This is a genomic window from Peteryoungia wuzhouensis (assembly GCF_003205195.1).
Lineage (GTDB): Bacteria > Pseudomonadota > Alphaproteobacteria > Rhizobiales > Rhizobiaceae > Allorhizobium > Allorhizobium wuzhouense.
The window spans coordinates 167,094-178,015 of the sequence record NZ_QJRY01000007.1; the positions used below are offsets into that span (position 1 = coordinate 167,094).

12 protein-coding genes are annotated in these 10,922 nt (G+C 62.6%); 4 read left to right on the forward strand and 8 right to left on the reverse strand.

From position 1 onward, the window contains the following. The first annotated feature begins 71 nt into the window (after nucleotides 1-71). Nucleotides 72-218 (forward strand): DUF1127 domain-containing protein, encoded by a 147-nt coding sequence (locus DMY87_RS18475; RefSeq protein ID WP_110793118.1) that lies wholly within the window; start codon nucleotides 72-74, stop codon nucleotides 216-218. 87 nt (nucleotides 219-305) lie between these two features. On the opposite strand, the gene DMY87_RS18480 is transcribed toward DMY87_RS18475, so the two are convergent. From DMY87_RS18480 to DMY87_RS18515, 8 genes are all read right to left on the reverse strand, one after another. Then, nucleotides 306-1,271 carry a nucleoside hydrolase gene (locus DMY87_RS18480; protein ID WP_110793119.1) on the reverse strand — a complete coding sequence of 322 codons (966 nt, stop codon included), beginning with the start codon at nucleotides 1,269-1,271 and terminating at the stop codon, nucleotides 306-308. Between the two features lie 90 nt (nucleotides 1,272-1,361). Further along, nucleotides 1,362-2,141, reverse strand: coding sequence for a precorrin-4 C(11)-methyltransferase (gene cobM / locus DMY87_RS18485; protein WP_110793120.1), 780 nt, complete (start codon nucleotides 2,139-2,141; stop codon nucleotides 1,362-1,364). A gap of 174 nt (nucleotides 2,142-2,315) precedes the next feature. Further along, entirely contained in the window at nucleotides 2,316-4,265 is a 1,950-nt protein-coding gene (gene cobJ / locus DMY87_RS18490) for a precorrin-3B C(17)-methyltransferase (protein WP_110793121.1), read from the reverse strand. Further along, a complete protein-coding gene (gene cobI, locus DMY87_RS18495; protein ID WP_110793122.1) occupies nucleotides 4,262-5,002 on the reverse strand; it encodes a precorrin-2 C(20)-methyltransferase in 741 nt (246 codons plus the stop codon). The genes cobJ and cobI overlap by 4 nt, the downstream gene beginning before the upstream one ends. Further along, nucleotides 4,999-6,240, reverse strand: coding sequence for a precorrin-6y C5,15-methyltransferase (decarboxylating) subunit CbiE (gene cbiE / locus DMY87_RS18500; RefSeq protein ID WP_110793123.1), 1,242 nt, complete (start codon nucleotides 6,238-6,240; stop codon nucleotides 4,999-5,001). The genes cobI and cbiE overlap by 4 nt, the downstream gene beginning before the upstream one ends. After that, nucleotides 6,233-6,877 (reverse strand): precorrin-8X methylmutase, encoded by a 645-nt coding sequence (locus DMY87_RS18505; RefSeq protein ID WP_110793124.1) that lies wholly within the window; start codon nucleotides 6,875-6,877, stop codon nucleotides 6,233-6,235. Before DMY87_RS18505 ends, cbiE begins: the two co-directional genes overlap by 8 nt. After that, on the reverse strand, nucleotides 6,874-7,779 hold the full coding sequence (locus tag DMY87_RS18510) for a cobalamin biosynthesis protein CbiG (protein WP_110793125.1): 906 nt from the start codon (nucleotides 7,777-7,779) through the stop codon (nucleotides 6,874-6,876). Before DMY87_RS18510 ends, DMY87_RS18505 begins: the two co-directional genes overlap by 4 nt. After that, a complete protein-coding gene (locus DMY87_RS18515) occupies nucleotides 7,779-9,143 on the reverse strand; it encodes a sirohydrochlorin chelatase (protein WP_110793126.1) in 1,365 nt (454 codons plus the stop codon). The genes DMY87_RS18510 and DMY87_RS18515 overlap by 1 nt, the downstream gene beginning before the upstream one ends. A gap of 358 nt (nucleotides 9,144-9,501) precedes the next feature. Between DMY87_RS18515 and DMY87_RS18520 the strand changes: the two genes are divergently transcribed. The 3 genes from DMY87_RS18520 (at nucleotide 9,502) to DMY87_RS24655 (ending at nucleotide 10,911) form a co-directional block, all read left to right on the forward strand. Next, nucleotides 9,502-10,287: a TSUP family transporter gene (locus tag DMY87_RS18520; RefSeq protein WP_110793127.1), complete on the forward strand. Its 786-nt coding sequence runs from the start codon at nucleotides 9,502-9,504 to the stop codon at nucleotides 10,285-10,287. 76 nt (nucleotides 10,288-10,363) lie between these two features. Then, nucleotides 10,364-10,618: a type II toxin-antitoxin system ParD family antitoxin gene (locus DMY87_RS18525; protein ID WP_110793128.1), complete on the forward strand. Its 255-nt coding sequence runs from the start codon at nucleotides 10,364-10,366 to the stop codon at nucleotides 10,616-10,618. Then, nucleotides 10,615-10,911: a type II toxin-antitoxin system RelE/ParE family toxin gene (locus DMY87_RS24655; RefSeq protein ID WP_110793129.1), complete on the forward strand. Its 297-nt coding sequence runs from the start codon at nucleotides 10,615-10,617 to the stop codon at nucleotides 10,909-10,911. The genes DMY87_RS18525 and DMY87_RS24655 overlap by 4 nt, the downstream gene beginning before the upstream one ends. The last annotated feature ends 11 nt before the right edge of the window (nucleotides 10,912-10,922 follow it).

Below are 10,922 nucleotides of genomic sequence, written 5' to 3' on the forward strand. Positions count from 1 at the left end.
GCAGCATATATTGGGTTCAACAAATTCGAAGGGGCCCACGGATGGGTCCAACCACCAAAGAGGTAGATCCCATGAACATCGCTCGCTCGCTCAACAACTGGCGCAAGTATCGTCAGACCATCACCGAACTCGGCCGCATGTCGGACCGCGAACTGCGTGACCTCGGCATCGGCCGCGAAGACATCCGTCGCGTTGCCCGCCACGCCGTCCACGGCTGATCGGACCGACTTCGGTCGGAACAAGACACAGAAAAACCCCGGATCTGGCAGCAGATCCGGGGTTTTTCGTTTGGCAAGCAGGGCGCCTCAGTCTTCCTTGACCGAGACGATCACGTCGTGAATCAGTTTCAGCACGGCCGGTGCGTCAATGTCGGTGCAGATCTTCTGACTCGGCAGGTCGCCATCCCATTCGGACGGACCGAATCCACGACCATCCGGCTTCTGGATCGTCTGGCCATCGGCAATGCCGCCGCAGACCACGCGGATCACACCGCTGCGCGTCTTGAACAATTCCGGCGCCACGACATAGACGCAGGCGCAGCTGTCATGCACGACCATGCCGTCGTCGACCAGGCCCTCGTAGAAGTCGATATAGAACTGCGAGAGATCGAAAAGCAGACGCGCGCGGCTGGTGCCGGCGGCATCCCTGATGTCGGCGAGCTGCGAGCGGGTCATCACCGTCTGCATCGTCACGTCAAGTCCGACAACCACAACGGGCCACTTGGCGGTCATCACCACATCGGCGGCTTCGGGATCGCCATGGATATTGGCTTCGGCCGCCGGCGTCACATTGCCGTTGACGTCGAAGGCGCCGCCCATGATGACGATCTCCTTGACGAGATCAACAATCTCGGGAGCCTCCTTCAGCGCGTTGGCGAGATTGGTCATGCGCCCGACTGCAACGATGGTTACCTCGCCCGGATTGGCACGAACCATCTCAACGATGAAGCGGTGCGCTGGGCGCGGATCGGGATGGACATCCGTGACCTCGGGCACACCGATATTGCCGAGCCCGTCATCACCGTGAATGAATTTCGGCGGTTCGTGGCTCACGCGGTGGGGAAGAAAGGTCTCCCCCGCCCCCCGGGCAACCGGAGCATCAATTTTCCATTCACGCTTCAAAAACAGCGCATTGCGCGTCGTGATGTCGATTTCGGCATTGCCGAAAACGGTGGTGATGCCGAGGAGGTCGATCTCCGGATGATGGTGCAGGAAGAGGAGCGCCATAGCGTCGTCGACGCCCGGATCCGTATCGAAGATGACCTTGTGCATGGGAGAAGTCCTTTTCTTGTTTTTATTGAGCGGCTCGCGCCGGATCGGCGCGACGATAGCTCTGATGCGTGACGGCGGAAAGACCGGCCGTCAGCCGGCCACTTTCTTCTTTTTCCCGACATTGCGCAGCACATGGCTGAAGTCGGAATTGTAGAGATCGCTGTCGCGGAACTCCACATGGCCGAAGACCTTGCCGACCATGATGAGCGCAGTCCGGGTGATCTTCGCCTTGCGCACTTCTTCCGCCATGTCCTTCAGCGTGGTGCGGATGAAGAGCTCATCCGGCCAGGTGGCGCGGTAGGCGATCACGACAGGACAGTCTTCGCCATAATAGGGCGTCAGCGTATCGCGGATATGGGTGAGATTGCGAATCGACAGGTGGATTGCGAGCGTCGCCCGAGACTTTCCCAGGATCTCCAGCGTCTCGAATTCAGGCATCGAGGATGCCTTCATCTCGGTGCGGGTGACGATGACCGTCTGGGCGATTTCGGGCAGCGTCAGCTCGGTCTTCAACCGTGCTGCGGTCGCGGCAAAGGCCGGCACGCCGGGGACGACGTCATAGGGAATGCCTTCCGCATCGAGCCGGCGCATCTGTTCGGCGATCGCGCCGTAGATCGAGGGATCACCGGAATGCACGCGCGCCACGTCTTCTCCCCGCGCATGGGCGGCCACCATATCCGCGACGATCTCGTCGAGATGCATCGGGGCGGTGTCCTTGACGATCGCACCCTCCGGCGCTGCCTTGACGATCTCCTCCGGCACCAGCGAACCGGCATAGAGACAGACAGGGCAGCGCTCGATCAGGCGCAGGCCGCGTACGGTGATCAGATCGGGGGCTCCGGGGCCGGCGCCGATGAAATAGACGGTCATGCTTCATTTCCTCTTCAATTTGACGGCAGTCGCGCTGCCCCTCATCCCCCTGCCGGGACCTTCTCCCCTTGAACGGGGAGAAGGGGGCAAGACGCCGGCCGCTCCAGCCTTCTCCCCGCCTGTGGGGAGAAGGTGCCCGAAGGGTGGATGAGGGGCCTCATGCGCCCTGAATTCTCAGTCGCCCTTCATCCCCGTATCCGCCTTCCCGGAGTACCCGCGTGGCGTATAGACCCAGGTCTTGCCGTCACCCGTCGTCACCGTCCGGCTCTCCGACGAGCCGACAACCACGACAGTCAGCATGTCGACATCGTCGACATTCAACGCACCGAGCGGCACGGTGCGCACGTTCTCGCCCTCGCGGCCGAGATTGGTGGCGAGGATGACCGGGGTCGAGGCCGGACGATACTTCAGCAATTCGTCTCGTGCGTAAGCCAGCTGCGTACGGCGCTTCATCGAGACGGGATTGTAGAAGGCGATGACGAAATCGCCCTCGCCCGCCGCCTTCACCCGGCGCTGGATATGCTCCCAGGGGGTGAGAAGATCCGAAAGCGAGATGGTGCAGAAATCATGGCCGAGCGGCGCACCGATTCGCGCGGCGGCGGCCTGGAGTGCGGAGATGCCCGGCGAGACCTGCACTTCGATGCGGCTCGCCGCATCGGTGATTCCGCCCTTGTCGAAGAGTTCGAAAACCAGCGTCGCCATGGCATAGATGCCGGCGTCACCCGAGCAGACCAGCGCCACCGTCCGGCCCTCACCCGCAAGTTCCATGGCATGCACGACGCGGGCCTCTTCCTTGCCGAGGTCGAAATCGTGGCGGGTCTTGTCGTCGGCCAGGGATCCAAGCAGATCGAGATAAAGCGAATAACCGACTAGATCGGTGGAGGCTGCGACCATGCGCGAGACCTCGGGCGAGCGCCAGCCCTCCGAACCCGGTCCGATCCCGACGACGAAGAGCGTGCCGCGTGCACGGCCGATCGTCTTGGAATCAACGATGTCAGCGGCCCGTGCGATGGCGGCCGTCGCACCCTTCGACTTGATCTTTTCGACGACGAGTTCGCCTTCCGACCCAACTGCGGCAAGGGCGGCACCCTCGGCCACACCGTGGCAGCCGACTTCGGCAAAGACCACCTCGGACGGGTTCTTCAGACGTGGCGCCTCGGCTTCCAGCGTGGCCGCCGTGAAGAACCGGGCCGGCACGCCGAAATGGGCGGCCACCGCATGGATCGCCGCCTCGTCTGCCTTCAGATCAATCGAGCAGACGGCGGCAAGGCTTTCCCTGGCGAAACCACCCTTGGTCATAGCTTCCTCGGCGAGCGCGATCGCCTCTTCGGGCTTTGCATGCCGCTCGCAGCCCATACCGAGCACCAAGGTCTTCGGATGATAGACGAGTTCAAGTTCGCCTGCGGTCTTCTGTTGGTCGGTCACGGTCAGCGTCACGCGGGCCTCTTGTTCAAATGGAAGTCTGGATTGGATGAGCCAGTCGGCGACACACCCTCTCCCCGCCTGAGGGGAGAGGGTTGGGGTGAGGTGCAGGTCTTGCGCGCCGGGCTCAAGCAGCCCCTCATCCGCCTTTCGGGCACTGCCTCCCCGCAAGCGGGGAGAAGGAAGGTCGAGCCGCACGCCCGCGCCCGCGACAAGTTCCGCCATGACGGTCTTGGCATCCTGCGGATTGGCAAGCACACAGCCTTCCGGCGGCTGGTCGAGGGCAACGCCGAATTTCAAGTCGCCCGCCGTGGTGATCGCAGCGCATGCGCCGAGGACGCCGGCAATCTGGCGAGCCAGGTCGTTTGCCCCGTGGTGGCCACCGAGCAAAGGCACCACAGCGGAGCCGTCCTCCGCGACAGCAAGCACCGGCGGTTCCGAGTGTTTGTCGGACAAGAGCGGCGCCAGGAGCCGGATCAGAGCGCCAGAGGCCATCACCGCCACGATGGGCCGACCGGCAGCAAACAGCGCCTGGACATGGTCTTTGGCAGATGCAAAGCGAAAGTCTGCCTTTGAGACACGCAAGGCTGCGCCATGCACCTCTCCCCCGATGTGCTCGGCAATGCGGCGGCCCAGTGAAGCGGCGGCCTCACTCAGGATGACGACGGCGGGTTTGCCCGGAGTTGCAGAGAGACCCGTCATCGGGCCTCACTTCCGAGCGTCTTCGCCAGCGCCGGATGCCAGCGCTCCTCGCCCTTGTAGATCAGGATCATGGAGAAGTAGGGGGCGGTATCCTCTGCCACATCGGCTAGCGGTGTCAGCTTCTGTTCGGCAAGGCTGACCCGCTCTGCATATCCGGCCTGCGCGGTCAGTCCGAGACTTTCGATCAGCGCGCGGATACGGGCGAAGTGTCGGCCGAGCTTGATGATCGCGACAGCGCCGGAGGCGTCGATGCGCGCTGCGAGTTCGTCATCCGGCAGCGGGCCAGGCAGAACGGTCAACACGTCGTTGCGCGCCGCAAGCGGCCTCCCCAGACCCGCAGCCGCCGCCATCATCGAGGAGACCCCGGGGACGACTTCGGTCGGATAGCGATCGGCAAGCCGCTCAAAGAGATACATGAACGAACCGTAGAAAAAGGGGTCTCCTTCACAGAGGACCGCCACATCCGATCCCGCATCGAGATGACGCGAAAGCACCTCGGCTGCCTGGGTGTATATGTCCTGGGCCGGAAACCGCTCAACCCGCATCGGCACGACAATCGGCACTTCAAGCTGCGCGGTGGTCAGGTACGGGGCCGCGATTTGGCGCGCAAAACTCGGACCGGTATCGGGCGCCGGATAGGCAATGACGGGGCATTGCGTCAGGATGCGATGCGCCTTCAACGTCAGCAATTCCGGATCGCCGGGACCGAGGCCGAGGCCGTAGAGCTTGCCGGTCATTCTGCCTCTCCCTTCACTGCCGTCCACATCGTGACCGGCATCAGCGACTTCCAGCCGCAATAGCGGCCCACCGGGGCGGCGCGCGCCACCTGAATGCGGACCAATTCGCCGCCATGCAGCCCGCGCAGATGGGCCAATCGGGCCTCCCCTTCGATGGTCACGGCATTGGCGACCAGCAGGCCACCTGGACCGAGTGCCGACCAGCAAGCCTCGAACAGGCCCTCACCGCTGATACCGCCGCCGATGAAGATGACGTCGGGACGCCTGAGGCCGGCCAAGGCCGCAGGCGCCGTCCCCTCGATGATTTCCAGGTCCGGCACGCCGAGGATCTCCGCATTGTCCCGGATCATGGCCAGTCGCTCGGGCTTAGCCTCGATCGCGATGGCCTTTGTCCCCATGCCTGTGCGCATCCATTCGATGGCAACGGAGCCGCAACCGGCGCCAACGTCCCAAAGAAGCGCATTCGGAAAGGGCGCGAGTTGCGCCAGGGTCGCGGCGCGGATCTCCCGCTTGGTAAGTTGTCCGTCATGGCGGAAGGCTTCGTCCGGCAGGCCCGGCACCGGCGCCAGCAGAGGTCCGTCTTGTGCGCAGTCGATGGCGAGCGTGTTGAAGTCCGACATGGCAGGGCAGGTCCCCGCCATGTCCAGCGCCGTCATGCGCAGGATGCGCTCGCGTTGGCTCCCCATGTGCTCCAGCACATGCAGGACCGACGCACCAAATCCGCGTTCGGCCAGCAGCACCGAAGCGGCCTGCACGGTCGAGGCGTCCGATGTCAGTGCCAGAATGCGGGCGCGTGGCAGAACATGGCGATTGAGGAAGGTCAGCGGTCGGCCATGAAGCGAGATCTGCGTTACCGATTGCAGCGGCCAGCCGAGCCGCGCAGCGGCGAGCGAAAAGGCCGACGGACTCGGCAGCACGATCATTTCCTCGGCGGCGACGTAACGCCTGAGTGTGGCGCCGATGCCGAAATGCATGGGGTCGCCGGTCGCCAGCACCGTCACCGGCGTACCGCGCAACTTCAGAATTTCCGCCAGCGTCTCGCGAAAACCGGCGCCCCAGGTGAGGATGCGCTTCAGATCGGGAAGGCTGGAACCGTCAATGACCGCATCCAACCTCTCGCCGATGACGAGTGTTTCCGCCTGCCACACAACAGCCTGCGCCTCGGGTGTGAGGCTTTCCAGCCCGTTGTCGCCGATGCCGATGATGGTGAGCCAAGGGCCGTGCGCATGATCAGACATTGGTGCCGAGCCCTCCTGCCAGCGCATTCACCGCTGCCGACGCCATCGCCGAGCCGCCTCGCCGACCGCGCACGGCGATATAGGGAATGCCCCTGGAATTGGCGATCAGTTCGTCCTTGCTTTCGGCGGCGCCGACGAAACCGACCGGGAAACCGAGAATGAGCGCCGGCTTTGGAGCGCCTGAATCAAGCCGCTCGAGCAGGCGAAAAAGCGCCGTCGGCGCGTTGCCGATCGCCACCACGGCGCCTTCGAGATGTTTATCCCAGAGATCGACCTGGGCCGCTGATCGTGTATTGCCGATCTCCTCGGCCTTCGGCCGGACCCGTTCGTCGTTCAAGAGGCAGAGGATCTCGTTTTCGGCAGGCAGCAGACGACGGATGATGCCGTGGCGAACCATCTCGACATCAACGAGAACAGGCGCGCCCTTCTGAAGCGCAGCAGCGCCGGCGTCAAAGGCACCATCTGACCAGCGGATATCGTCAGCGAGATCAACCATGCCACAGGCATGGATGAGGCGGATGACAAGCGGTTGAAGGACGGGCGGGAAGCGCTGAAGTTCCGCCTCCGCACGGATCGTTGCGAAGGATTGCCGGTAGATTTCAGCGGGGTCGCGGATGTAGTCGAGGGGTGCGGTCATCCAGCCATCCCCCGCGCAAGCTCCCGATGTCCGATGCCGAGCACCCACCCCTCGTCAGAGATTGCCGTTGCCACCTCCTCGTCGCTGAGCATCGGCGGACGATCGAGCAGCGCTGCAAGCCGACCATCCCCGTCGAACTGGCCAAATGCTTCGGCGACCGTCCGCACCTGAGCCTGATCCTTGACCACATCGTCGCCATACAGCGTGAACAAAGACGGATAGATCTCGGCAAAGACAACCGGCTTTCCGAAAGACGTGGCAAAGCCGGTTTCGAACGGCCAGACCGAGACGCGGTCCCCATGACCGCTCTCGTCGAGAAAGCGTGACAGCCGGGCAATTCCGAGCAGGGTCTGGCTGCCCACGGACCCGTTATAGGCCAATTGCCAAACTGCTTTTGCCCCCTTGGCAAAACGCTCCGACAGACGGAGGCACAACGGCGCAGAGGTTGGGGCCGCAGGCCGCCTGGGAAACAGCGCCGGATAGGCATGCTGGTGCGGATGCCCCCAGAAGCGCGGCGTTTCGACAAAATAACGGGCATTCCAGCGGGACGCCAGATCGAAGCGGTTGTTGCGGTTATCAGGCGCATCCTCGATTTCATCCGCGATCTTGCGCCAGAGGGCCCGCCAATCCGCCCTGCCCGTCAGCCGCTCGGCGGTGCCAGCCGGATAGCCAAATGCGAAATCGAAACCGCAGAGAAGGCGTTTGCCTTCTGCCAATGCACAGCTCACGACCGCCTCGAGGCGCTCCATGAAAGAATGCCGTGTGGGGAAATTCGCAATCCAGTCGATCACAGTCTGATCGCCCTCACGCCGGGCGAGACATGCCCAGAGCGAGTTCTTGCCCGTCACCGGTTGCCCGGCGCCTGACCAGTCGACGATCAGATAGCGATCGAACAGCGGCATTACTTCTTCTTCTGCATCGATTTCGGCCCAAGCGGATGGTCAGCATGGGGGTAAGGCGCATGGTGATGGTCGTGGCCGTGCGCATGGTCGTGACCATGACTGTGGCCGTGGTGGTGGCTGTGATCATGGGAGTGCCCATGATCATGATGATCGTGCGCGTGGTCGTGCTGGTGGTCGTGATCGTGGTGACCGCAGCCGCAGTTCGGGCCGTGCTCATGATGCGCCGGCCTGCCGGACGACGGTGCGTCCATCACGGCCTGCAGATCGTCATCCGGTGTCTTGTCCTTGAGGGCAGCATATTTGCCACCGAGCGAGAAGGACGGCGCATAGTCGAACGAGGTCTCGACCGGCACCGGCTCAAGGCTTGCCGGTTCGGCATGGCTGTGCACCGGCGTCCACGGCAGACCATGCTCGCGACAGAAATCAGGATCGCGACAGGAGGCGTCACAGTCGCCCTTGCACGGACAGTTCTCCAGCCCACCGCCAATGCCCTCGACATGGTGGTGGTGGCTCTCCTGCGGCTGGCCGACGTCCGCCTCGAAGCCGAGCACCTGTTCGCGGTACTTGCACATCTGGCAGTTCATCACCGCCGCGCCTTCAAGGATTTCCTTGACCCGATCCTGGAAGGCATCGAGCACCAGCGGATGGTCGTTGAGATAGCTCGCCTTGACGAACTGGATGTCGGGGTAACGCTCCGCCACCTCGTCGGTATAGCTGTAAATGCGCTTCACCAGCACGCCGGTGAAGAGGAAGTAAGGGAAGACGATGATGCGCTTGTAGCCGAGCTTGGCGGCATGGGTCAGGCCCGGTTCGACCAGCGGGAAGGTCACGCCCGAGTAGCACGTCTCGCCCCAGCCGAAGCCCATGCCCTCCCAGAGCATGCGCATGACCTTGGTGGCGTTGGAATTGGCATCCGGATCGGAGGAACCGCGACCGACGACCATCAACAGCGTGTCATGCTTCTCGACGAAACCGAGCGTCTCGTTCGCCTCGTCAACGGCCGCCTGGATCCGGTCGCCGGCAGCACGGATCATCTTCACGTCGATGCCGAGTTCGCGACCGTAGTTGATCACCATGCCCGGGTTCTGGGCCTGATACGTGTTGAGGACCGAAGGAATGTCGTTCTTCGCGTGTCCTGCGGCAAAGAGCATGCCCGGAACCGCCAGCACGCGGGTCACACCCTGTTCGCGCAGGCTGTCGAGACCAGCCGAAATCACCGGGTTGCAGAATTCGAGATAGCCGTATTCCACCGGCATGTCGGGGTTGCGGGCGCGCAGCGCCTCCGCGATCACGGCGAATTCCTTTGCCGCGTTCTGATTGCGGCTGCCGTGGCCGCAAACCATGATTCCGAGTTTTTCCGCCATAACCAAAGGCCTCCCTGCTTCGTTTTTTGTACCTGTACGAAGCGCCGAACCGTCCGCCTCCTGAGGCGTGGTCCATGGCCTTTGGGACAGCTCCGGAATTGGCCCCCTGATTGGGTCAGCCGCACCGGACTATTTCCAGCCTGTCGAACAGGCGCCGTCGCACATTACCTTGAGCTTTAACGGAGGGCAGCAAAGCGGTCAAACCGGATTGCGGCGCTTTATGTGACGGAAACGCCCTTCCACAGAATGTCCCTTGAGCGACCTCTCCGAAACAGGAGCGCGGTTGCGTCGCCGAGGCGATTGGTCCACAACAACGCACCTTCCCTGCCCGCGTGCAAAACCTCATCCGAGTCTCTCTGTGGTCGATCTCGCTTTCCAAGCCCTGCTGCTGCTGTTCATTGCCGCCTTTATCGCCGGCTTCATCGATTCGATCGCCGGCGGCGGCGGGCTGATCACCATTCCCGCCATGCTGATTGCGGGAATTCCACCGCTGGAAACGCTTGGTACCAACAAGCTGCAGTCGATGTTCGGTGCCGGGTCTGCCACCATCGCCTATGCGCGGAAGGGCCATGTGGACCTGAAAAAGCAGCTGCCGATGGCTGTCATGGCCGTCCTCGGAGGTGCCATCGGCGCGCTGATCGCAACCGTCGTCCCTGGAGATGTGCTGCGGGTGCTCATGCCTTTCCTGCTCGTTGCCATCGCGCTCTATTTTGCGCTGAAGCCGAACATCTCCGACGAAGACCGCCATCAGCGCTTGACGCCGTTTGTCTTCGGCGTGACGCTTGTACCGCTGATCGGCCTCTATGATGGTGTCTTCGGCCCCGGCACCGGATCGTTTTTCATGCTTGCCTTCGTCTCGCTCGCCGGTTTCGGCCTGCTGAAGGCCACGGCGCATACGAAGCTTTTGAACCTCGGCTCCAATCTCGGGGCATTTATGGTGTTCCTCGCCAGTGGCGTGATCCTATGGAAAGTCGGCCTCCTGATGGGCGCCGGCCAGTTCCTCGGCGCGCAGACCGGATCGCGGTTTGCCATGCGCCAGGGTGCGAAGATCATCAAGCCGCTTCTGGTCGTCACCTGCGTGGCCCTCGCCATCAAGCTCTTGGCCGACCCGACCAACCCGATCCGGGTGTGGATCGGGATCTGAGGATTCCGTTCTTTGCAGGCCCAGTGCGCAGCGCTATATTCACTCTGGGCAATTCAGTGCCCCGTAGAGAGGAATCATGGCAAAGACAGCTCTCGATCTCGAAGCTCATTGGCTGAATTTCATTGATGAGAAGGTCAAGAGCGGCCGTTATGCATCGGCGGATGAGGTTGTGCGCGATGCGCTGAAAGGCCTGGAAGATCAGGACCGCAAGCTTGCTGACGTCCTTCGACAAATCGATGAAGGCCGGCAACAGGCAGAGGCCGGAGTGTTTGTCGACGACAAATTTCTCGACGGTCTCATCGAAGCGGATGTCGAGTTCGATCACCGTTGAGTGGCCGCTATCGCCTGACGCCCAAGGCGGCGCACGATCTCAAGGCGATCAATGACTATACCGCTCGGGAATGGGGCAACCAGCAGCGTCGGAAATATCTTGCCGAGCTCAGACACCGATTTATATGGCTTGCACGGAACCCTCTTCTTGGTCGGGCACGGCCCGAACTCCGCGATAACTGCTATTCCTTCCCTCAGGGCGAGCACCTCATTTTCTACGCCATCCGGTCGCCCGACATCGAAATTCTATCGGTGATCCACAATAGGTCGCTCCCAGATTTCCTTCGGCGCTAAGTGCTCAGCCT